Origin of the sequence: Paraburkholderia sp. BR10936 (genome assembly GCF_040965735.1) — a bacterium.
In the GTDB taxonomy this organism is placed as follows: Bacteria; Pseudomonadota; Gammaproteobacteria; order Burkholderiales; family Burkholderiaceae; genus Paraburkholderia; species Paraburkholderia nodosa_A.
The window spans coordinates 284071-305388 of the sequence record NZ_JBFRCM010000002.1 but is presented as its reverse complement, the minus strand read 5'-3'; the positions used below and the strand labels follow the sequence as shown (position 1 = coordinate 305388).

The following is a 21318-nucleotide window of genomic DNA, read 5'->3' as shown; positions in this document are numbered from 1 at the left end:
CCTGGCGGGGCCTTTCACGCGCTCGGGGAAGCAGAAACGAGGAGAGACGACGCGCGCGTTTAACGCTTCTTGAGCGCGGTTTTCTTCGCGGGGCGAGCCGGTTTTGCGGCAGCCGGCGCGCGCGCGGCGCTCTTGCGAGGCGCGGCTTTGGGCGCGCGCTGCTTCGCGGCGCTGGCAGGCGCGGAAGCGGGCGAAGGCGCGGCCTCGCTTGCACGCTCGCGGCCGAGCGTCTTGTCGAGGATCGTCGCGACCCGGCCGCCGAGGTAGTCGCTCGACTGCGCTTCGAGCGCGCGCAGGATCTCGTGCTCGACGAACACCGTGGAAAGCGGGCGCAGCCGCCAGATCGCGTCGACGAGCGCGGGCATGTCCGTGGCGGGCGGCAGCGCGCCCTGATCGTAGCGATCCAGATGGCGCACGACCATTTCCACCAGCACGCGCGCGATGGCGTCGAAATGCGGACGCGTTTCTTCGAGCACGTCGAGCAGCTCGCGTGCGGGAATGCCTTCGCGCACGGTGGCGGCCGCCGCGTCGAGCATACCCGGATTGCGCGAGACGAACGACAGTCCCTGGCGTTCGAGCAGCCCGAGGTCCGCGAGACGCGAAAGGCTGCTCGGCGCTTGCGGCCCGAACAGCTTGATGAGCTGCGGCAGCGAATACGTTTTTGGCCGCGCGTGCGACCACGGACCGCCGATCGCATTCTCCAGGCCGAGGATCGAGCGCAGGTCGCCGCCGTCGTCGATCGCCAGGATGAGATCCTGAATGTTGGCGAGCGTGTAGCCGCGCGCCAGCAGGTGGTTGATGAGCTTGAGCCGCGCGACGTGCGAATCGTTGTAAATGCCGACACGCCCGCGCTTCTCGGGCGGCATGAGCAGGTCGCGGTCCTGATAGGCGCGCACGTTGCGCACCGTCGTGCCCGCCACGCGAGCGAGTTCGTCGACGGTGTATTCGCTGTCGGTAACACGCTCGGGCGCGGAATCGGTCACGGGGGCTTTGGGCGTTTTCGGCATGCCGCGATTTTAGCGCGAGCGGCCCCGCCCACGCGAGCGCACGGGAGGGTGCATGCTCTGGCGCGGGCGTTCTCGCCCTTACGCGCATGCGCCTCCTCGCCGTTGCGCCGGCACGACGCGCCCTTAGAAGCGGTAAGAAAGCGCGAGGAACGAGATGATCGGATCGGCCTTGAGGTCGGCCCGGCTCACGCCGAGCTCGCTGCCGTCCGCTGCCTTGACGATCACCGAGGACGTCGTCTTCAGCGGAATATAGGTGACCGACGCAACGATCCCCAGATGCTTCGTGACGTTGTAGGTGGCCCCGAGATTGAAAACCGGCGACCACGACGACGACGCCTTCGCGCTGATCTGCGTTTGCCCCGACTTGCCGGCGCCGGCCGCGAGCACGGAGCCGAGATCGTCCTGGGTGGCCTTCACGAAGTTCGGGTTGAGCTGGATGTCCGAGAACCAGTTGTACGACACGCCGATGCCGAGGAACGGGCGGAATTTTGCATCGGCGTCGCGAAAGTAATACTGGAAGATCAGCGCCGGGCTCCATTGGCGCACGCTGCCGACAATGGGGTTCGTCGCCGGATCGCTGAGATTCTGGCTACCGAGCGCGCCCGCCGGGCCTGGCGGCTTGATCGTGCCGTGACCATAGAGCTTGAACGTGGGCGGCACGCCCGCCACCGAGGTAAGCGCGATATGGTCCGTGAAGAAGTGGCTGATGACGAGGCCGACCGTATCCGCATTCGATGCCGAAAGCCCCGTGCCCGCCGAAGTGAACGAACTGGGCAGCCGCAGCGGCGTGTTGATCGGCACGGGCGCGACGTCCGTGGTGAGCGGCGTGCTCGAATGCTGCGTCGTGACGTGAAACCAGCCGAGTGCGACGACGTTGTCGCCGGCGTGCTGTGCATACGCACTCGCCGTCAGCCCGGCGGTCAGCGCCGCCACTGCAATGCGTTTCATCATGTCCCTCCCAGGAACGGGTGCGCCTTACCCGCGCGCGGGACGGCTCGATGCATGCTTCGGGATGTCCGGCATGCGTCGTCCGCCTTTGCTGCGCGCGCCTTTGTGGCCCGGCCGCCGCCGCATTGCGCGACGGCCGGGAGTGGCCACCTCGTGAATGGCGCGGTTTGCCGCGCCGGTTATTGTTCGATACGTTACTTCGTCATCCTTACTGAACGAACGCGCCAGCCGTGAAGTACGGGTCCGACGGCGTCGTCATGTCGAGGTAGCCGAACACGCCGCCCGTGAAGATCATCTTGCCGGTGGGTGTCGAGCCGGTGGAGGCGCCCACATGCGTGGTCGTCACCGTGCCCGGTACGGTCTGGGTGAAGTTCAGATCGAGGGCAGTGGCGAGCGCGGCCTGCGAGGCGTTGAACGGATCGAGCAGCGTGGCCTGCGTGCCTTCCAGCGCGAGCGTGCGATAGTCGAACTGGCTGTCCACGCCGATGTATTCGCCGTTCTGCGAGCCCTGCGCGATAGCCGTTTGCGGCGCGAGCACGGAGATGCCCGATTCGTCGTCGGCCACCGGGCCCGTGGCGCCGCTTTGCGGATCGACGCCAACCTGCGGATACGCCACGCCGGTGCGGACGAGCACGGGCACGAGCTGGCCGCGCAACTTGCCAACGATCATGAAGCCCTTGCCGGCCGGCTCCGTGGTGACGAGCGTCGGCTTCACCTGCCCCTGGAAGTGATCGGTTTCGAACGCGCCGCTGCCATCGGCCGACTGCGCGAAATTCGTGCCGGGCTGCTGGCATTTGCCGGCGTTCACGCCCGTGTTGTCGCATTCGGTCCAGGTGCCGTTGGCGTTGATCGTGATCTTTGCGTCAACCGCTGCGGGCTGGAAATTCTGCGAAGGCACCTGGTGATAGCCGAGCTGGCTGTACGTGCCGGCGACATTCGCGAGATTCGTTTCGATCGCGGAGAAGCCGATGAACGGGTAGTACGGGAACGTCGTGTCCGGCACGACGCCAATACCGCCGGAGCCCTTGTACGCGATCTCGGCGCCCGGAATCGTGCCGCCGGCCACGCCTTCGCCGATGAAGACGCGCGCCGGGCGGTTGGGGTCGAGACTCGCGCCATTCAGGCGGAACGCGCACTGGTTGAGCTTCGCCGTGGGGAGCCCGGTTTCCGCCGTCAGCGTGCCGGTGGCGACCTGGCCTTTGCGCGTGGGCGTCACGGTGCCGGTGGTCTGCGGGATCGGCGACTCGACATAAGTGATCTGCCACGTCATTTTGGCCGTGTCGAGCTGCAGCTTGACGAGTTCGCCGTCGCCGCCGCCACCGGTATATACCGTGTTGTAGTCGAGCGAGGTGGGGCAAAGCGCTGCTTCCACGAGCGGAGGGCTACTGCTGCTGCCGTTGCCGCCACCGCATGCGCTGAGCGCTGCGATCATCGGTGCGGCAATCGAGAGCGCCGCAAAAAGTTTCCATTTCATACCGCGTCTCCAGAGTCTTGTTGTTGGCGAGAGCGACTGACAGTCATTCGTAGTGCGAAATTAAGGCGGTCGTCAACGATCAGGATGCCGCGACCGCCTGATGAACTACTGTGGCTGGATCAGTGCACCGACACCGAAGTAAGGCTGATTGGGCGTGGCGCTGTTCGCCGAACTGGCCGTGACGCCGCCGTTCTCTTCGCCGTTGATGAAGATGCCGTAAAGACCGCCCACCGCAATCAGATTGCCCGCTTTGCCCTGGGTATCGGTTACGCCGATCAGGCCGGGGTGCGTCTGCGTGTAGTCGAGCGTGAACTGGCTCTGCGTCGTCATCGTCGAGGGCTTGAGGAAGCCGGCTTGCTGGCCGTTGATGAGCGTTGCCGTGTAGGCGAAATTCGAGTCCGCGCCAATGTAGCTGCCGTCGAACGCGCCCGACGTGAGCGTCGTCGCGGGCGCGAGCAGGGCGATGCCGGACTCGTCGTCCACGGCGATCTGATTGCTCAGGCTGATGGTTTCGTTCACGTAGCCGGTGCGTACGACCACGGGCACGATGGCCCCATTGAGCTTGCCGAGGATGAGGTGCCCGGCGCCGCCCTGGCGGCTGACGATGACGTTGTTGCCGAGGTTCAAGGGGAACGGCAACGGTGTGGGCGTCTCGATCTGCGGTGCGTCGGTACTGTCGAAATAGCTGCCGCTCGTGCTCGCCGTCCATGCGTTCGCAGCGGTTGCGCAACTCGTGTTGGTCGCGCCAGCCGGCACGCTGCAATTGCCGCTTGCGTCGTACTGCTCCTGCGTCACCTTCGCCGCCGGCGCGAAACTGCTGGAAGGCAGGATGTGATACAGCAGCGCGTTATACGAGCCTTTGAGATCGGCGAGGCTCGTGCTGACCGACGAAAAGCCGATGAACGGATAGAAGTCGAACGTGCGCGGCGCCACCCCGCTGAAGAGCAGATTTGCAGTGGTGTCGCCGTCGATGTTCACGGTCGCGCCCGGAATGCCGCCGCCCGCCACGCCAAAGCCAACATAGATCGTGGGCGGATTGTTGGCGTTGTACGCCGTCGTGTAGGTGCTGCCGTTGATCGTGCCCGTGCCCGCCTGAAGCTGGAACGCACACGTGATCTGCGCGGCGGTCGGCAGCGAGCCCGCGGGCGGATGCTGCACGGCGCCCGTGATGGTGAGACCCGCACGCGTGTTCTGCACCGAACTCGCGGCCACGGGAATGGGCGAGGCGAGGAACGTGAGCTTGTACGTCATCTTCGTCGGGTCGATGTTCAGGCTCACGACCTCGCCACTGCCTGCACCGCCCAGATACGTGTTCGCCGCGATGTCCGCCGCGGCGGGACACAACGCCGTGGCGGTCGGTGCGCTGCTGGGCGGACCCTGGTTCGCGCATGACGAACCCGAGCATTGCGCCGGGGTGATGGGTGCCGGATTGCTGGCGGTACCTCCGCCGCAGGCGACCAGCAAAGGGGTCGCGGCCGCGGCCAGCATCAAGCTGCTGCGGACAATGCTCTCCATGATTTGTCTGCCTCCCTGTGTCGTATTTATGCGCAGAAGATTGGATCATGACATTGGCCACTGTCAATTGAACGAACCGTCTAAAACGCGTGACGAGGTCGCTCTTGCTTGATGCTTCGCGGTTTGCGCACCCAGCAAGCGGGGTTTTTCCCGAGGCCGTAGTGCACGCGCCGTGCGCCCCTGCGCAATTGGCGTGCCTGAAACGCCTCGTTGACATGTCATCGCGATTCGTTGCGTCCGCGACGGTCCCTGAAAGGCAGAGGAAAGCTGAGGATGGGATCACGTTAGCGAGGCAATTGATTCGGATTGCAGATCAAGACAGCGCGTGCTGTCTGATGGTGAGGATATTCGGGAGCCGTCATCGCGCCGCCATGCTCGACGGTGAGTGCATACGGGAACGGCCGGGATGAAGCACTGCACAAACCTGCGTAGCAAGGTGGGCGCTCCAAAGAAAACCAAAGGTGAGCGTGTGCGGGAGCGCAAGTTCACTGCGGTGTGCGCCGCACGGGTTTTCGTTGCACCGTTGCGCATATCGGCGGCCCGGTTCAGGTCTATGTGGTGCACGTCACGCAACTCAAAGGTGAGTGTTTCCGGGAACATGAACGCAACGTGAGGCGTTGCTGCGTTGCGGCAGTATCGCCGCGGCCGGGTCGTGATTCGCGGTATAGTCATTCGCGACAAGAGGCCTCGTTGTGCGCCCTGCGCTTCACCGCCGCCGCGGCCGAGCGGTCTGCAACGGAGTTATCGATGGGTATCCTGGAAAGGCTTTGGCCGCGCGCCCGCGCGAAGCAGGCGCCGCAATCGCCGCAAATCCAGACGCTGATCGAGCGTCTGCTCGTGCTCAGCCCTACGCTCAAGCTCGTGCCCGAGTGGCGCGAGCGGCTCGCCCCCGCGCTCGCGCAATCGGTCGCGTACGTGCGCGAGGTGGTGGACCGCATGCCACCCGCGCGCGAAGCGAGCGCCGCCACCTGGTCGAGCGACCCCTATATCCACGCGTTTTTCGCTGCGCCCGACGAGGTCGGCCATGTGCTGAGCCGCTCGCCTGAACTGCATGCCTGGTTCGAGGCTCATCCACTTGCGCGCGAGACTTACGCGGTGCTCGGCATGGCCCTGAACGAGCGGCATGCCTTCGGTGCCGAGCAGCATGGCGACGAGGTGCACACCGATGTCATGCAGACGACGCTGAGCTTCGACGACCATCAGGTGCGTGTATGCGGCGAAACCGAGAGCGACCTTCGCGAGCAGATCGTGCAGCGCGTGGTCGAGCAGATCGCCCTGGAAGGCCTCGAGCAGATCGGCGCCGACGAGTCGCGCCGCGACGTGCTGGAACAGGAGCGTGCGCTGCTCAGGACGCGCCTGCAACTGCTCACGCGCCACGGCGCGGGGACGCAACGCATGCTCGGCGAGCACGCCGTGCCAAACGTCGCCGAAGTGGCGAAGGTCGAGGCGCAGATTGCGCAGAACGAGAGCGAGATTGCCGCACTCGGCCTCAAGAGCGAAGCGCTCGAACACCAGCTCACGGTGATCTGCAGGGTGCTCGCGAATCCCGCGCAATACACGAACGTCGAAATGCGCGAGATCTGCCTGAGTCCGATGAATGTCCTGCTCGCAAACGGCGGCCCGGGCAACAGCGCCTCGATCACGTTCCCGCTCGCGCGGCTGCCGTCGAGCCCGCAAGGTCTGCGCGCCTTCTCTCTGGTGCGCTTCGCGCGCACCGACCTGCAACCGTTGCCGCGTGTGCTCGTGGAAGACAGCCGCTTCATGATCTGAGCACGGCGCCACGGTCATAGGTGAGAAGATCCGGGAGCCGCGCGCATAGCGTTTCGACGGTTCGTGAACGAAGCGTGCCGAAATCACCGTCGCGCGTGATCGGCTGCAGAAGTTTCGTGATCCCGATGGACAGGAGAACCTGGTTCCGGCGCGCAAGATTTTCCTGGTAGTCCCAGGTTAAGGGATGCGAATATTGCCGACTACCAGGTGTTGGCAGTCGAAACCTTGCGTGTCCGAGCGCGAGACGCCGAAAGGTGAGCGTTTTCGGGAACCGTGAGCAACGGTGCGAAATGGCGCATCGGATCGCTAACCGCTTATGCAAAAAGCCCCTTTAACAGGGGCTATTTTGTCATCAGCGGCGACACCGCTGCTGGTATGTCGCCGCGAAAGGTGAGCGTTTTCAGGAGTGGTGAATCAGGCGCCCTGCGACGCCGGCCAGGCGAGCACGCCGTTCGCGTCGATCGAGAAGCGCAGCTCGCCGGCATGCGATGCCGGCGCATCTTCTGCGGCGATATCGAAGGTTTCTCCGGCGATCTCGACGGTAACGTAGCGGTCTCCGTGACGCAGCGACGTGCCGGCAATACGCCCTTGCCACGCGCCTTCCTGCGTCGCGACGAGCGCGCGCGGCGAGACCCGCCACATCACGCGCGTGCCCACCGCAAGCGATGGATCGGCGCAGGGCAGGCGCAGTCCCGCCGGCGTTTCGATCGTGCCACCGGCACGCACGATCCCCTCGCCGACGTTGTGCAGGCCGAGCAGTTCGGCCACGCGCAGCGTGGCGGGCAGCCGGAACACGTCGGCCACGGCGCCCGCCTGCAGCACGCAGCCCTGTTCGATCACGAGCACTTCGTCGGCGAGCAGCGCCGCCTCGTCGGGGTCGTGCGTGACGATCACCGTCACTGCGCCTACTTCGCGTTGCAGCGCCCGCAACGACTGCTGTAGACGGCGGCGGCGCGGCGTGTCGAGCGCGGCGAACGGTTCGTCGAACAGCAGCAGTTGCGTGTGCCGCGTGAGCGCGCGCGCGAGCGCCACGCGCTGGCGCTGGCCGAACGAGAGCTGCCGAGGCAGGCGTTCGGTGAGCGTGTCGAGGCCGAGGTGCGCGAGCCAGTAGCGGGCGCTGGCCGCGTCGGCATCGACAGGAAACGCGAGTTGCTGCGCCACTGTCATGTGCGGGAAGAGCCCGTAATCCTGCGGCATGTAGCCGATCTGGCGGCGCTCGGGCGGCAGCGCGCCGAGGTCGGTTGCCCCGAGCGTGACAGAGCCCGCGTCGTTGCGCTCGAGCCCGGCGATGATGCGCAGCGCGAGCGACTTGCCCGAGCCCGAAGGGCCGATGATCGCGAGCCGGCGCGTTTGCGGCTGCCACGCCACATCGAGCGTGAACGCGCCGAGATGCCGGCGCGCCGCGAAGGCAAGACGCAGGCCGGCGTTTTCGGCCGCGGTGGCGGCCGGCGTGATACTGGTGAGTTCGTCGCCGTTGTCCAGGCTCACCGCCGGCGTCGGGCGTGCGCCGCGGCTATAGACGGAGAGCACCGCGCAGATGATCGCAATGCCGAGCGTGGGCAGCAGGAGCGGCATCATCGCGGGCAAGCCCTGGCCGCCGAACACGACGTAGGTATACACAGGCAGCGAATACGGGTGATACGCGACCATCACGGTCGCGCCGAATTCGCCGAACGCGCGCAGCCAGGCGAGCGCGAGCCCCGCGCGGATAGCGGGCCACGCAATGGGCAGCGTGACACGAAAGAAACGGCTGGCGGCGTGATGGCCGAGCGTGGCGGCAACGTCGTCGTAGACGGGATCGACGGCGCTAAACGCCGAGCGTGCCGCGACGATCAGGAAGGGCGCCGCCACGAAGGTCTCGGCGAGCACGATGCCCGTGAAAGAGTCGGTGAGCGAGCCGCCGAAGAGCTGGCCAATGCCGCTATACGGCCCGATGAGAAACAGCAGCAGCACACCGCTCGTGAGCGGCGGCAACGCGAGCGGCAACTGCACGACGAAGCCGAGCAGGGCAATGCCGCGCGCGCGCGAACGCGCGAGCCAATAGCCGAGCGGCACGCCGCCCACCAGGATGACGAGTGCGGCCACGCTCGCGCTCGCGACCGACACGCCGACCGCCGACCAGGTGGCGTGCCAGTCGACGCCGGCCCAGTCCGCCTGCCCGATCTGCGGAATGCTCGCAACGAACGGCGCGCACAGGTAGACCGCGAGCAGCGCGCCGAGCCACCAGAGCGGCTGGGAGCGTTTCACGGCAACCTGTTCGGCACGTTGCGCGGCTTGTGTCATTGCTGTGCAGCGTCGATTACGGCTTGCACCGACGGCGGGATCGCCTGGATCTGACCGTTGACGGCAGGCCTGGTCACATCCACGCCGTGCTCGGCGAGCAGCTTGCGGCCTTCCGCCGAAAGCAGAAAGTTCACGAAGCGCGCGGCGCCGGCGCTGTTGGGGGCGTCGTTGAGAATCGTGAGCGTGTAGTTCGCCTTGATCTTCAGTTCGGGCGCGGGGTGGATCGCCGGAATCTTCAGGTCGGACGTTTCGGTCGAGTAGAAGAAGCCAGCGTCGAGCTGACCCGATTGCAGACGGCCAACGAGCGTTTCTTCCGGCAGCACCTGCTCGGGATTCTCCGGCGTGCCAAGTGTTTTCTGCACGAGATCAGGCTGGTTGTACGCCTGCGCGGCCTTCGTCATGAGTTCGACGGTGAACGCGCCCTTCGGGTCGAGCTTCGGATCAGTGCGGCCGAGGCGGATGCCCGGTTCCTGCAGGACCTGATCCCACTGCTTCGTCTTGAAGTCGGCGGCGAAACGGCTCTTTGGGTTGTAGCCGATCAGGAGCGGCGATTCGGCGAAATTCACGTACCACGTGACGTGATTGCCGCTGGCCTCGCCCATGAGGCTCGTATTGACCTTCGGGCTCGCGCTGATGAACACATCGCCGCGGCGCAGCTTGCCCTTGATCTCATTGGCGATCTTGTTCGAGCCGGCTGCGTAGCCCTTGAAATGCAGGCCCGTTTCCTTTTCGAACGCGGGGCCCACGCTCTTTTCCATGAGGTTCACGAGCGAGCCTGCATAGAGCACGTTGACATCGGATTCGTCGGCGAATGCGTTGGCGCTCGCACCCATCGCGCCCATCACACCGCTCATCACGACGACTGAGGCCGCCAGCTTGCGGATAAACATGTTCGACACCCCGTTCGTTATAAAGGCCCATATATTACGATGGACTGCTGTATTCATGTGCTTGCGACATTCGCTATTTTGGCGATCCATGCCTGTGCGCGTCACAGTGACACGGCTAAACTGAGGCTCCGGTTCTTTGCCGTTTCATTGTTCTGTTCAATTGTGGAGGTCCTTATGCGTACCAGCGCCCGCAACCATTTCTCCGGCCAGATCAGCGCGGTCAAGGCCGGCGCTGTCAACGACGAAGTCACGCTGCGCGCCGACGGCGGCCTCGAGATCGTCGCGATCATTACGCATGGCAGCGCCGCTTCGCTGGGTCTCGCCGCTGGCAAGCCGGCCTTCGCGCTTGTGAAGGCATCGTCGGTGATCCTCATGGTCGACGGCGATGCGAGCAAGGTGTCCACGCGCAATGTGGTGGCGGGCACGGTTTCGTCGGTCACGAAGGGCGCGGTGAACGCGGAAGTCGTGCTCGCAGCCCCGGGCGGTGCGCAGATCGCGGCCATCGTAACGAACGACAGCGTCGATCGTCTCGGCCTCGCGGCGGGCAAGCAGGCCGCGGCGCTTTTCAAGGCATCGAGCGTGATCGTCGGCGTAGACGGTTGATGCGCTCCAAACTCGCGTGAATGCCATGACACACGGTAGACAGGACTCCGGCGCGCCGCCGCGCGATGTCGATGCGCTGGCCGTCGCGCGCTGCGACACTCTGACGGGGGCGCCGGAGGCGCCGCGCACGCCCGACGCCTGGCTCTTCGCGCGGCTCGTTGCGGCGCGCGAGGTGCGCGGCGAATTGCCGTTGCTCGGTCTAACGCGCGCGCAGTTCGACGCGCTCGGTGCGCGGCACTTCGTGTGTGCGGTGACGAGTGAAGCTCTGCACACGCACGTGATGGCCGATGCGTCGCATGCTGCATTCGCCACCGCAATGCATGACTTTCTCGTTGCGCTTGCCGCGCCGCAAGCCGACCCCGACGACGTGCGTTGCCTCGCCGCGATCGTTGCCCACGCGTGCCTGCGTCCCGATCATCTGTGGCGCGATCTCGGCCTGCGTGGCCGCGATGACGTGACAGGCATGCTGGAGCGCTTCTTTCCCGAGGTCGTGGCGCGCAACGTGGAAGGCTTGCGCTGGAAGAAGCTGCTGGCGCGTGAACTCGCGCTGGCGTTGGGCGCCACGCCAGGCCCTGCGCCCGGTTGCCCCGGCTGCGAGGACTTCGGCTTCTGCTTTCCCGCCGGGCGTTAGCCATGCAGAGGGGAACGGCGCGTAGCACGCATCGTGTATGCTTGCGCGCATGACCAAGTCCCCCAACGATCAACCGCGCGCAGACGCTCCCGCGCCCGCCCAGGCGCAGAAACCGGGCCGACCCGAGGTGCGTTTTCGCATGCGCATCCTTCAGGATGGCACGATCGCGCTCGGTCCAGGCAAGGTGTCGCTGCTCGAAGCCGTCCGCGAACATGGCTCGATCTCGGCTGCGGCGCGCAGCATGAACATGTCGTACCGCCGCGCGTGGCTGCTGATGGATGAACTCAACCGCGCGCTGGAGTCGCCGGCCACGGTTTCGGAGCATGGCGGGCAGAGCGGCGGCGGTAGCATGCTGACGCCGGTGGGCGAAGAGATCGTGCGCCTGTATCGCAGCATCGAGGCGCGTGCGGCGGCGGTCTGCGAGGCCGAGATCGAAGCCCTCGTCAAACTCGTGAAATCCTGACGCGATGTGACGTGATGTGCCGCGGCGGCGCACTGCCGCCAACGCCAGGCGCCTAGCCGTGGCGCAGGCAGAAAGGCGAGACGGGTACCGCCGCGAGCGTGGGCGGCGCGTTCGCATGGAGCCGCATCATCAACTCGACGAAGCTGGCGAGACTCGCCGTTCGCAATGGGTGCCACGTGACCTGGTGCCGTTCGCACACGCGCCTGAGCGTGCTCATCGAATCGTGGTCGATGCAGTCGACGGGAAACACCGCGAGATCCGCGTTGGCGAGGGCTGCGGCGAGCAGGCCCTTGCGATCTTCCACACCGCCGTCGTGCACGGTCAGCTCGCCTCCCGCCGACTCCACCCAGCGCCTGAGCGCGTGATTCGAACCCGGCCTGCCACCCACGTAGACGATCCGGCGGCCCTTTAACGCATCCTCGGGAAGCGTGCGTTGGGCTTGCGGGTCTTCGTGTGCTTGCGTGGTCTGCTCCATCGCGTGAACTTCGGCGCGCAAGGCGTCGATCAGCGCGTGGGCTTCGTCGAGCTGCGCGCGTAGCGTGTGGAGTGCGGCGGCATCGGCATTCGCGCGCTGCTCCGCGATCTCGCGGCGGCTCGTGTGCAGCGCGACCCGCGCGTCGCGTGCCGCGAGCGCTTCCTGCAGCGCCTCGAGCTGCGCGTGCTGCGGGGTGTTTTCGCGCTGCGCCGTCAGCTGTGCGGTTTGCGCATCGAGGGCGTTGCGCGCGGCGTCGCGCTCACGGCTCATCTCGTGCAGGCGCGCCTGCTGACGCTCGATCTTGGCCCGGAGTTCGGCGTTTTCCGCTTCCAGCGCCACGAGGCGGCGCAAGTCCGCGCGATTGGCCGCGCCAACCAGGTGCGAGAGCATGTGCAGCTCGCCGAACGCGGCCTGGCGCACTTCCATCGTCGTGGCCGGATGTGTCATCACCGCCCAGTACGCGGGCGGGATGTCGCCGTTCGCGAGCGCGTCGTTCCAGAGCGCGAGCACGGCCTGCGTGTCGCGCGCACTGGCGAATCGGCGCACCGCGCCTGCATAGCGGGTGTCGAGAGCCTTTTGCAATGCCTTGCCGCCTGCGCCGCCTTCGATCGCCAGTTCGACCGCGGCGTGATGGATCTCGAGATCGCTCGCGCGCTGGGCGTCGAGCCGGGTGAATTTAGGGACGAGCTTGCGCAGCTCGTGCGTGCTCAGGCAGGTGCCGATGATGGAGCAATGCAGATGGGCGTCGAGTTCGACGAGGCGCGTGCGCTGACGCGCGCGGGCGAGTTCGGCTTGCGAAGGGCCGCAGCAGTCTGCGCTCGTCATCGCGCGCAGCGTGGTCTCTTCGGCAGATGTGCCGCCCGGCGTGCGGGCGAGGCGGAACGGCGGTGCGTGCATGGTGACCTCTGATCCACTGCGGAACGCGGGGCTGTGCATGGCGTGAGCGGCGACTGCGCCTCGACCCGGCTGGGCGCCCCCGGCTGGCTGCGCGTCGAGAGCGAAATATACCATGGAATATAACGAAGGCCGGATGACGGCCAGGAACGCAGTTCAGGTTGCGGTTTCGCGCACGAGCGTCGTTGCGACGCCGGTGACGGCGACGGCATTGGCCACTGACCAGCCTGCGGCCGCCCCGGACGATTGCGCTTCGCAGCGCGCGTCGAATTGCGCTTCGGCCGCGTTCGCGTGCTGCGCGAGCACATGTTCGACGCCGAGCCCGACGAAGGCCGCATCGAGCCGCTCCAGTTCGGCCACGGTGCGGCGCAGCGCTTCGGTGTCGAGACAGAACGCGTCGCTGAAAAGCGCATCGCGCGTCTTGTCGAGGCGGCGCGCGTCGCGAATCGCGCGCTTGAGTTCGCGCTGACGGGCGAAGCGGGCCAGATCGATGCGTCGCGAGAGCGCGACGAGGAGCGGCTGCAGCGACACCCCGGCTGGCGATGCGTGCGCGTCAGCCATGCCGCCACTGCCAGCGCCGTCCCCACGCGCGAGCATGCGCTCGAAGCGCTCGATGCTGTTGCGCAGCCGCCGGAACGCGTCGATCAGGTCGCGGATCAGCTCCGCGCGCTCGTGCCCCGACGCGGAGCGCAGCGTGGTGATCGTGGCCGCGAAGCCGTTCGCACCGGCCGGCGCGGGTACGCGACGCACCTGCGGTATCGATATTGCCGTTGTTGCGCTTACGAGGCGCCGACTACTCGCCAATTCCTGCCTCCGTCTGCTGGATGGTCGTTCGATGTATTTTATAGGATACATCGATTCGGAGACGGAGCGCATGAATCGCGCGGCGCCCGTGTTCCTGTGGCGCCACGCCGCATGAACTAAAATTACCGCTTTGCGCCTCGCTTATTGCCTCGTTGCGCGCGCACCCGATTTTTCGCTTTTTCCCGCTGTTCAATGACCACACCTTCTCCGGAGGCGGCGTCCGACGACCCGCCCAGCCTTTCGCGCAATCGCGGTTTCCAGCGCTTCTATGGCGCGCGCGTGCTGTCGTCGCTCGCGTTCCAGATGCTCGCCGTCGCCATGGGCTGGCACATCTACGCGCTCACGCATAGTGCGTTCGCGCTCGGTCTCGTCGGCCTCGCGCAGTTCCTGCCGATGTTCTGCCTCACGCTCGTCGTCGGCCACGTGGCGGACCGCTACGACCGCAGACGCATCGCCTCCGTCTGCCAGCTCATCGAATGCGCCGCCGCCCTGACCTTCGCGGCCGGCACGGTCGGCGGCTGGCTGAGTGCGCCGCTCATCTATGCGCTTGCCGCGTGCGTAGGCGCAGCGCGCGCGTTCGAGTCGCCCGCCATTTCGTCCTTGCTGCCGGGTGTCGTGCCGCGCTCGCAGCTGCCGAACGCGACCGCGTGGTCGACCTCGGCGAACCAGACCGCGAACATCGTCGGCCCGGCGCTGGGCGGCCTGCTGTACGGCATCGGCGCGACGCCGGCCTACGCGGCCTGCTCGCTCGCGTTCGCGGCGGCCGCTACGCTCTCGGGCACGATCCCGCTGCGCGCCAAACCGCCCGCGCGAGCCCCCGTCACGCTCGAATCGGTGTTCTCGGGCATCGCGTTCATCCGTTCGCAGCCCGTCATTCTCGGCGCGCTGTCGCTCGATCTGTTCGCGGTGCTGTTCGGCGGCGCGACGGCACTCTTGCCCGTGTTCGCCCGCGACATCCTGCACGCCGGGCCCATCGCGCTCGGTCTGTTGCGCTCGGCGACGGCCGCGGGCGCGCTGGCGGGCTCGATCTGGCTCGCGCATTTTCCGCTTCGGCGCCGGCCGGGTCTCGCGATGTTCGGCGGCGTGATCGTGTTCGGCTGCGCGACGATCGCGTTCGGGCTGTCGCATGACATCGTCGTGTCGCTGATGGCGCTGGCGGTGCTGGGCGCTTCCGACGTCGTGAGCGTGGTCGTGCGCACGTCGCTCGTGCAGCTGCGCACGCCCGACGAAAAACTCGGCCGCGTGAGCGCGGTCAATTCGCTGTTCATTGGCACGTCGAACCAGCTTGGCGAGTTCGAGTCGGGCCTCACCGCTGGCTGGTGGGGCGCGCAGCGCGCCGTGCTGGTGGGCGGCGTGGCGACGATCTGCGTCGCGCTGCTGTGGATGCGGCTCTTTCCGGCCCTGCGCGACACGCGCTCGCTCGAGCGCGAAGAGGCGCACGCCACCGCCAGCGCGAACTGATCGCGCATGCGGCAACCCGCGGCGCCCCGTTTCGCCGCTGCCGTGCGCCGGGGTTTGCCGTTATCCTTTCGCGAGGGCCCGCTCGCAGCAGCGGAAGTAGCGGACCCTGTATTTCTCATCCACCCATCAAGTCATGCATCCATCGACCATCGTCCCGAGGAGCGCCGCATGCGCGTAGGCCGCCCCGTCAAGGCGCTGCCGCAGCCGCTGTGCGATTACTGCGGCGCGAAAGCGGTGCTCGCGCGCTTCGCCGACGAGGCCTACCCGTATCGCGACGATCACGGCCCGCTATGGGTCTGCACGCCCTGCGAGGCCTGGATCGGCGTGCCCGCGCGCAGCACGCGCAACGTGCCGCTCGGCCGGCTTGCCAACGCCGCCCTGCGCGACGCCAAGAGCCGCCTGCACGACGCGCTCGAACCGCTGGTGGCCGCGAAGATGCGGCGCGACAAGGTCAACGCCTTCGAGGCACGGGGCAAGGCCATCCGCTGGCTCGGGGACGAACTGGGCTTCGACCTGCCCAATCCGTCGATCCACCTTCTGAGCCTCGAGCAGTGCGAGCGGGCCATCGCGCACATCGAGGCGTTCATGGCCGCGCGACGCGCCGACGGCGGGGGCGAGCGCGAACCGCGCTGAGCCGGCCGCCGCCAGCCGCTTGCCCGCCTGTCAGGCGATGCGCGGCGCATGTCTGTCACTGATAGTTACATTCGATTTGAGGGTCGGCGCTTAACCTTCGGCGCGCCGTGCCGTTATTGCACGGAACAGACTCTTACTTGCCCTTCCATGGCCAGGACCATCCCTTTCCCGCAGCGCTCGCAAGCCGGTCGCCCCCGACGCAGCAAGTCGATGCTGCTGCCGATCCCGCGCGCGGTCGCCAACGAACTCGCGCTGCAGGTGCATCTCGCGCTCGCCGCGCTGCGCCGCGGCGGCACCGGCGACGACGCACGCGCGTTGCTCCATGCTCACGTGCTCGCGCAATCGATTGCGGAGGCCGGATATGGCACGCTCGAGCCGGAACAGGTGCGAGCGGCGGATGCCGCGCTGATCGCCTGTTTCGAGAGCGGCAACACGGGCGGCGGCTGGCAGCTGGACGATGCGGGATTCGAGGCTGTTGCGCAACTCGTGAATGTGTATGACCGCCAGTTGCAAGGCGCGCCGCTGTGGGCGCTGACCGAGGCAAGCGAGCGGCTCGAGCGCATGGGCGCAGGCGATGCCAGCCAGCACGCATTGCGCAAGAGCGCGTGACGCGCGCGACGCCGGGTACGCACATTGCGGCCGGCTTGGATGACGGTCGCCGCACAGACCCAGTACTTAGCAGGCAGTATGGTGAAGTGAACGATCCTCTTTGAAAGACGATCGAGGCGAGAGACGGAAGGCCGCCGGCGGGCGATGCATCCCCAAAAAATGCATGGCCGCGCCGATCGAGCCAGGGATGCGCTGTGGCGAACCGGGCGCGTGCCCGAGCGGGCCGCCGGTGCGCGCTGTGGCGACATTGGCACGAGATTTGACGCGGGATGCGAATCGTGTTGACTTCGGACAGGTGGCGCGCCTAAAATTCGCCCGTCTTAACAAAAGGGGCTGACGCCTTGGACAGTAGCAGTTGTCGATCTTCGAACAGTTTCGCTGCCTGACCGGCAGGACGTCCGCGCTCCTTTTCTTCCAGCCGCCGTCTTGCCAGCCAGGCAGATGGTGCGCGTCCAGCAGTAAATCCTCGTGCACTCTTGAATAGCGTCGACCGACGCCGCAGCGCCTTGACCGTATCGAGCGCCGCGGATGGCCGACATCGCGCCGTAAGCCCGCCCTGATCGATGCGCGCTTGCGGCACGGTTCGTTCGTTGCGCCCTGAGCGCGACGCGCGGATCGACACATGCGCGCTTTGAAGCCCTTGAAGCCGCTTCGCGTTCGAGCTACCGACTCGATGCAAGCCCTGGGCTCAGCCGCCGTGACGATAAGGAGTTCCGATGTCTGACAGTGACAGTTATCCGTTATGCCGCTTCCTTTTGAATTGCACTGAGGAAAGCGGGCAGACGCGAGCCGCCGCGCGCTGAAAGATTGCGCCCTGCCGGGTCTGCTGGCTTTCCTCCCCCACGCGTCCCCCACGACGCCAGGAGAACCAGTATGAACTTCGGCCTTCTTTTGCCGCATCTGTCGCAACTGCAGCAAACGCAGCACACCTTCCATCCCGATCTGCTCGGCGCGCGTGAGCGCGCGAGCGCCCCGCCGCCCTGCCGGGAATCGCGACTCGCCGCGCGCTGGCGAGACCTGCGAGCGCGCGTGTTTCGGGTCTGAATCAGACAAGCAGTAACGGATCCCCGCGCGTATGCCCAGCCGGCCTGGCCGGCCCTACGCGCCGCGCGAGGGATTCGCGCAATAACCCATCGCCGGTGCTTCGACATGAACCAGTTCAACCACACATTGCGAACGACCCGCTGCGCAGCGCGCGCCTGCGCCGGCGTGCTCGTGCCCACGCCAGTACTCGCTAACGGAGGCCGCTAATGGAGTTCAGCTTCAACCTGAACCGCACGGCCAACGCCTCGGCGTGGCGCGTGCTGCCGAACCGCTGGGACTTCGTGGCGTTCCCGCTGATGATCGGCCTGATCGCAATGGCGGCCGTGGGCTTTCACGAAACGATGGCGCCCATTGCCACGTTGAAGGCGCAGCCCATCTCGCTCGATCCCGCGAACCTGCCCGAGTACGCCATGCGCACCACGCTGCGCATGCTTGCGGCGATGGTGGCCTCGCTGATCTTCACGCTCGTGTACGGCACGCTCGCGGCGAAGAGCCGCCGCGCGGGCCAGGTGCTCGTGCCGATTCTCGACATCCTGCAGTCGGTGCCGGTGCTCGGCTACATCTCGTTTACGGTCACGTTCTTTCTCGCGCTCTTTCCCTCGCGCGTGCTGGGGGCCGAGCTCGCGGCGATCTTCGCGATCTTCACGAGCCAGGCGTGGAACATGACGTTCAGCTTCTACCAGTCGCTGCGCACGGTGCCGCGCGATCTGGATGAAGTCTCGCGAGGTTTCCATCTCACGGGCTGGCAGCGCTTCTGGAAGCTCGAGGTGCCGTTCTCGATGCCGGGCCTCATCTGGAACATGATGATGTCGATGTCGGGCGGCTGGTTCTTCGTGGTGGCCTCCGAAGCGATCACGGTGGGCAACAACACGATCACGCTGCCGGGTGTCGGCGCGTATCTGGCCCAGGCGATCGCGGAAAAGAACCTGCACGCCGTGGGCTGGGTGATCCTCGCGATGGTCGTCGTGATTCTCGCGTACGACCAGTTCCTGTTCCGCCCGCTCGTCGCGTGGGCCGACAAGTTCCGCATGGAGAACACGAGCTCGGGCGACGCGCCCGAATCGTGGCTGCTCGACCTGATTCGGCGCACGCGTCTCATTCACCGTCTGCTCGTGCCGATGGGCTTCCTGCTCGCCACGCTCGCGCGCATTCCGTTGCGCGTGCAACTGCCGAAGTCGCTGCCCGTCGTCACCACGATCAGCAAGCGCTCGCGTATCGGCGACATCGTCTGGGCCGCGTTCGTGATCGCGCTGACTGTGTTCGTGGTGTGGCGCGTCGTGGCCTATGTGCGCACGGGCGTCACGCTCGATGAAGTCTGGCACGTGTTCGTGCTCGGCCTCATCACGCTCTTTCGCGTGCTGCTCTTGATCGCTATCGCTTCGGTGATCTGGGTGCCGCTCGGCGTGCTGATCGGCCTGCGTCCGGCGATTGCCGAGAAGGTTCAGCCGCTCGCGCAGTTCCTCGCCGCGTTCCCGGCCAACCTGCTGTTCCCCGTGTTCGTGATCGTGATCGTGCGCTTTCACCTGAACCCGGACATCTGGCTCTCGCCGCTCATCGTGCTCGGCACGCAGTGGTACATCCTCTTCAACGTGATCGCGGGTGCCAGCGCCTATCCGAACGACTACAAGGAAGCGGCCACGAACTTCCGCATTCGCGGCTGGCAATGGTGGAAGAAGGCCATGCTGCCGGGCATTTTCCCGTACTACATCACGGGCGCGATCACGGCTTCCGGCGGCGCATGGAACGCGAGCATCGTCTCCGAGTTCGTGCAGTGGGGCGACACGAAAGTCGTCGCGCATGGCCTCGGCTCGTACATCGCCCAAACGACCGCCGCCGGCGACTTCCCGAAGATCATTCTGGGCATCGCGATGATGTCCCTGTTCGTTACGTTGTTCAATCGCGTGCTCTGGCGTCCGCTGTACACCTACGCCGAGTCCCGGCTGCGCCTCGATTGAGATGGAGTGACATCATGCTGAATCCGAAAATCGTCTCTTCCGACCTGCTGCCGATGCGGCCCGCTCCCGGCCAGGAAGTGCTCGCCGTCAAGCATGTTTCGCGCGGCTTCGCGAAGAAAGAGGACGAGCGCCTCGTGCTCGACGACGTGAACCTCACGCTGCGCGAGGGCGAGATCGTCGGCTTGCTGGGCCGTTCCGGCTCGGGCAAGTCCACGCTGCTGCGCATCATCTCCGGGCTCATCGAGCCGACCGAAGGCGAGGTGAACTGGCTCGGCAAGCCGCTCGAAGGGCCGGCCGAAGGCGTGTCGATGGTGTTCCAGACCTTCGCGCTGTTCCCGTGGCTCACGGTGCTGCAGAACGTGGAAGCGGGCCTCGAAGCGCAGGGCGTGGGCGCGCGCGAGCGCCGCGAGCGGGCGCTGGCGGCCATCGACCTGATCGGTCTGGACGGCTTCGAAAACGCCTATCCGCGTGAGCTTTCGGGCGGCATGCGCCAGCGCGTGGGCTTCGCGCGCGCGCTCGTGGTCGACCCGACGCTCCTGCTCATGGACGAGCCGTTCTCCGCGCTCGACGTGCTGACCGCCGAAACACTGCGTACCGATTTGCTCGACCTGTGGACGCAAGGCCGCTTGCCGATCAAGTCCGTGCTGATCGTCACGCACAACATCGAGGAAGCGGTGTTCATGTGCGACCGCATTCTCGTGTTGTCGTCGAACCCTGGGCGCGTGTCGGCAGAGATCAAGGTGCCGTTCAAGCATCCGCGCAATCGTCTCGATCCGGCGTTCCGCAAGCTCGTCGACGACATCTACGCGAAGATGACGGCGCGCGAAGCCGCCGAGGCCACGACTCGCCGTCTCGAAGTGGGCAGCCGCCTGCCGGACGTGTCGACCAACATCATGGCCGGTCTGATCGAAACGCTGGCGGCCGCACCGTATCACGGCCGCGCCGACATGCCGGAAATCGCGCGCTCGCTGCATCTGGAAGTCGACGACCTGTTCCCGATCGTGGAAATGCTGCAGCAGCTCGGCTTCGCCGACGTGCGCGAAGGCGATGTGCTGCTCACGCCGCCCGCCCGCGTGTTTGCGGAGATGGGCACGCAGGCGCGCAAGCTCATGTTCGCCGATCACCTGCTGCGCAACGTGCCGCTCGCGGCGCGCATCAAGAAGGTGCTCGACGAGCGCCCGGGCCATCGCGCGCCGCGCGTGCGCTTCGAGCAGGAGCTGGAGGACGTGCTTTCCGATGTCGACGCCGAAGAAACGCTCGATACCGTGATCGAGTGGGCGCGTTACGGCGAGGTCTTTTCGTACAACGACCAGTCGGAAATCTTCAGTTTCGAGGACGTCGAGGCGTAAGGCCTGCGTCCCTGCAAAAACAAGAACGGGCGGCGAGGGTGACACCTCAACCGCCCGTTTTTTGCCTGCAGAATCTGCTGGCCTTATTGGCCGATCCCGATCAGCTCGATTTCGAACGTGAGATCGCTGTTCGGCGGAATCGGGCCGACCGCGCGATCGCCATAAGCGGTCGCCGCCGGGCAGGTCAGCTTCGCCTTGCCGCCGACCTTCATCTTCTGCACGCCTTGCGTCCAGCACGGAATCACGCGATTGAGCGGGAAGGTCGCCGGGCCGCCGTGCTTGTCGGAGCTGTCGAATTCGGTGCCGTTCGCGAGCGTGCCGCGATAGTTCACGCGCACGACGTCGGTGGCCGTGGGCTGCGGACCGGTGCCTTGCTTGATGTGTTCGACGACGACGCCCGACGGCAACTTGTCGATGGGGTTGGCGGCGAACGCGGTCGTTGCAACGGTGGCAGCGGCGACCAGGGCAATCAGTGATTTCATGAGATGTCCTCGTTGAATGGCAAATCGA

General features: G+C 66.3%; 19 protein-coding genes. 10 read left to right on the top strand and 9 right to left on the bottom strand.

The window, feature by feature from the left end; translation table 11 throughout:
* Positions 1-59 precede the first annotated feature (59 nt).
* From AB4Y36_RS04790 to AB4Y36_RS04775, 4 genes are all read right to left on the bottom strand, one after another.
* Positions 60-1007 (bottom strand): MerR family transcriptional regulator, encoded by a 948-nt coding sequence (locus AB4Y36_RS04790; RefSeq protein WP_083244991.1) that lies wholly within the window; start codon positions 1005-1007, stop codon positions 60-62.
* A 123-nt stretch (positions 1008-1130) separates the two neighbouring features.
* On the bottom strand, positions 1131-1955 hold the full coding sequence (locus AB4Y36_RS04785; RefSeq protein WP_141710540.1) for an OmpW family protein: 825 nt from the start codon (positions 1953-1955) through the stop codon (positions 1131-1133).
* A gap of 208 nt (positions 1956-2163) precedes the next feature.
* Positions 2164-3429: a DUF2957 domain-containing protein gene (locus AB4Y36_RS04780; protein ID WP_342946856.1), complete on the bottom strand. Its 1266-nt coding sequence runs from the start codon at positions 3427-3429 to the stop codon at positions 2164-2166.
* Between the two features lie 105 nt (positions 3430-3534).
* Positions 3535-4944, bottom strand: coding sequence for a DUF2957 domain-containing protein (locus AB4Y36_RS04775; RefSeq protein WP_069261532.1), 1410 nt, complete (start codon positions 4942-4944; stop codon positions 3535-3537).
* A gap of 747 nt (positions 4945-5691) precedes the next feature.
* Between AB4Y36_RS04775 and AB4Y36_RS04770 the strand changes: the two genes are divergently transcribed.
* Entirely contained in the window at positions 5692-6714 is a 1023-nt protein-coding gene (locus AB4Y36_RS04770) for a hypothetical protein (protein ID WP_069261531.1), read from the top strand.
* A 414-nt stretch (positions 6715-7128) separates the two neighbouring features.
* On the opposite strand, the gene AB4Y36_RS04765 is transcribed toward AB4Y36_RS04770, so the two are convergent.
* Both AB4Y36_RS04765 and AB4Y36_RS04760 read right to left on the bottom strand, forming a co-directional pair.
* Entirely contained in the window at positions 7129-8961 is a 1833-nt protein-coding gene (locus AB4Y36_RS04765; protein WP_368682434.1) for an ATP-binding cassette domain-containing protein, read from the bottom strand.
* A gap of 32 nt (positions 8962-8993) precedes the next feature.
* Entirely contained in the window at positions 8994-9839 is an 846-nt protein-coding gene (locus AB4Y36_RS04760) for an extracellular solute-binding protein (protein ID WP_256094471.1), read from the bottom strand.
* Positions 9840-10061: 222 nt separating this feature from the next.
* Here AB4Y36_RS04760 and AB4Y36_RS04755 point away from each other — a divergent pair, with 222 nt between their 5' ends.
* The 3 genes from AB4Y36_RS04755 (at position 10062) to AB4Y36_RS04745 (ending at position 11584) form a co-directional block, all read left to right on the top strand.
* Positions 10062-10490, top strand: coding sequence for a molybdopterin-binding protein (locus tag AB4Y36_RS04755; RefSeq protein WP_069261529.1), 429 nt, complete (start codon positions 10062-10064; stop codon positions 10488-10490).
* 25 nt (positions 10491-10515) lie between these two features.
* The gene (locus tag AB4Y36_RS04750) at positions 10516-11121 is read left to right on the top strand and encodes a nitrogen fixation protein NifQ (protein WP_368682433.1); all 606 of its coding nucleotides are present in this window, start codon (positions 10516-10518) and stop codon (positions 11119-11121) included.
* 139 nt (positions 11122-11260) lie between these two features.
* A complete protein-coding gene (locus tag AB4Y36_RS04745; RefSeq protein WP_069261862.1) occupies positions 11261-11584 on the top strand; it encodes a winged helix-turn-helix domain-containing protein in 324 nt (107 codons plus the stop codon).
* A gap of 52 nt (positions 11585-11636) precedes the next feature.
* Here the strand turns inward: AB4Y36_RS04745 and AB4Y36_RS04740 are convergent, their stop codons facing one another.
* Both AB4Y36_RS04740 and AB4Y36_RS04735 read right to left on the bottom strand, forming a co-directional pair.
* Positions 11637-12956 carry a DUF2325 domain-containing protein gene (locus AB4Y36_RS04740; protein ID WP_368682432.1) on the bottom strand — a complete coding sequence of 440 codons (1320 nt, stop codon included), beginning with the start codon at positions 12954-12956 and terminating at the stop codon, positions 11637-11639.
* Between the two features lie 153 nt (positions 12957-13109).
* A complete protein-coding gene (locus tag AB4Y36_RS04735; RefSeq protein WP_368682431.1) occupies positions 13110-13703 on the bottom strand; it encodes a hypothetical protein in 594 nt (197 codons plus the stop codon).
* A 246-nt stretch (positions 13704-13949) separates the two neighbouring features.
* Between AB4Y36_RS04735 and AB4Y36_RS04730 the strand changes: the two genes are divergently transcribed.
* The 6 genes from AB4Y36_RS04730 (at position 13950) to AB4Y36_RS04705 (ending at position 20808) form a co-directional block, all read left to right on the top strand.
* Positions 13950-15218: an MFS transporter gene (locus tag AB4Y36_RS04730; RefSeq protein ID WP_342946862.1), complete on the top strand. Its 1269-nt coding sequence runs from the start codon at positions 13950-13952 to the stop codon at positions 15216-15218.
* Between the two features lie 168 nt (positions 15219-15386).
* Complete coding sequence (locus AB4Y36_RS04725; protein ID WP_069261524.1) at positions 15387-15851, top strand: zinc-finger-containing protein; 465 nt, start codon at positions 15387-15389, stop codon at positions 15849-15851.
* Between the two features lie 210 nt (positions 15852-16061).
* Positions 16062-16460, top strand: coding sequence for a hypothetical protein (locus tag AB4Y36_RS04720; protein ID WP_342946863.1), 399 nt, complete (start codon positions 16062-16064; stop codon positions 16458-16460).
* Positions 16461-17333: 873 nt separating this feature from the next.
* Complete coding sequence (locus AB4Y36_RS04715) at positions 17334-17504, top strand: hypothetical protein (protein ID WP_176732804.1); 171 nt, start codon at positions 17334-17336, stop codon at positions 17502-17504.
* Between the two features lie 206 nt (positions 17505-17710).
* Entirely contained in the window at positions 17711-19459 is a 1749-nt protein-coding gene (locus AB4Y36_RS04710) for an ABC transporter permease subunit (protein WP_069261522.1), read from the top strand.
* Between the two features lie 14 nt (positions 19460-19473).
* Positions 19474-20808: an AAA-associated domain-containing protein gene (locus tag AB4Y36_RS04705; RefSeq protein ID WP_069261521.1), complete on the top strand. Its 1335-nt coding sequence runs from the start codon at positions 19474-19476 to the stop codon at positions 20806-20808.
* 83 nt (positions 20809-20891) lie between these two features.
* Here the strand turns inward: AB4Y36_RS04705 and AB4Y36_RS04700 are convergent, their stop codons facing one another.
* Complete coding sequence (locus tag AB4Y36_RS04700) at positions 20892-21290, bottom strand: FKBP-type peptidyl-prolyl cis-trans isomerase (RefSeq protein ID WP_069261520.1); 399 nt, start codon at positions 21288-21290, stop codon at positions 20892-20894.
* Between the last annotated feature and the right edge of the window lie 28 nt (positions 21291-21318).

Coding starts and splice junctions, on each gene's coding strand:
- AB4Y36_RS04770 (WP_069261531.1), top strand. CDS start 5,692: ATGGGTATCCTGGAAAGGCTTTGGCCGCGCGCCCGCGCGAAGCAGGCG.
- AB4Y36_RS04740 (WP_368682432.1), bottom strand. CDS start 12,956: ATGCACGCACCGCCGTTCCGCCTCGCCCGCACGCCGGGCGGCACATCT.
- AB4Y36_RS04780 (WP_342946856.1), bottom strand. CDS start 3,429: ATGAAATGGAAACTTTTTGCGGCGCTCTCGATTGCCGCACCGATGATC.
- AB4Y36_RS04775 (WP_069261532.1), bottom strand. CDS start 4,944: ATGGAGAGCATTGTCCGCAGCAGCTTGATGCTGGCCGCGGCCGCGACC.
- AB4Y36_RS04730 (WP_342946862.1), top strand. CDS start 13,950: ATGACCACACCTTCTCCGGAGGCGGCGTCCGACGACCCGCCCAGCCTT.
- AB4Y36_RS04745 (WP_069261862.1), top strand. CDS start 11,261: ATGCGCATCCTTCAGGATGGCACGATCGCGCTCGGTCCAGGCAAGGTG.
- AB4Y36_RS04760 (WP_256094471.1), bottom strand. CDS start 9,839: ATGGGCGCGATGGGTGCGAGCGCCAACGCATTCGCCGACGAATCCGAT.
- AB4Y36_RS04700 (WP_069261520.1), bottom strand. CDS start 21,290: ATGAAATCACTGATTGCCCTGGTCGCCGCTGCCACCGTTGCAACGACC.
- AB4Y36_RS04785 (WP_141710540.1), bottom strand. CDS start 1,955: ATGAAACGCATTGCAGTGGCGGCGCTGACCGCCGGGCTGACGGCGAGT.
- AB4Y36_RS04750 (WP_368682433.1), top strand. CDS start 10,516: ATGACACACGGTAGACAGGACTCCGGCGCGCCGCCGCGCGATGTCGAT.
- AB4Y36_RS04715 (WP_176732804.1), top strand. CDS start 17,334: ATGAACTTCGGCCTTCTTTTGCCGCATCTGTCGCAACTGCAGCAAACG.
- AB4Y36_RS04710 (WP_069261522.1), top strand. CDS start 17,711: ATGGAGTTCAGCTTCAACCTGAACCGCACGGCCAACGCCTCGGCGTGG.
- AB4Y36_RS04725 (WP_069261524.1), top strand. CDS start 15,387: ATGCGCGTAGGCCGCCCCGTCAAGGCGCTGCCGCAGCCGCTGTGCGAT.
- AB4Y36_RS04720 (WP_342946863.1), top strand. CDS start 16,062: ATGCTGCTGCCGATCCCGCGCGCGGTCGCCAACGAACTCGCGCTGCAG.
- AB4Y36_RS04705 (WP_069261521.1), top strand. CDS start 19,474: ATGCTGAATCCGAAAATCGTCTCTTCCGACCTGCTGCCGATGCGGCCC.
- AB4Y36_RS04790 (WP_083244991.1), bottom strand. CDS start 1,007: ATGCCGAAAACGCCCAAAGCCCCCGTGACCGATTCCGCGCCCGAGCGT.
- AB4Y36_RS04755 (WP_069261529.1), top strand. CDS start 10,062: ATGCGTACCAGCGCCCGCAACCATTTCTCCGGCCAGATCAGCGCGGTC.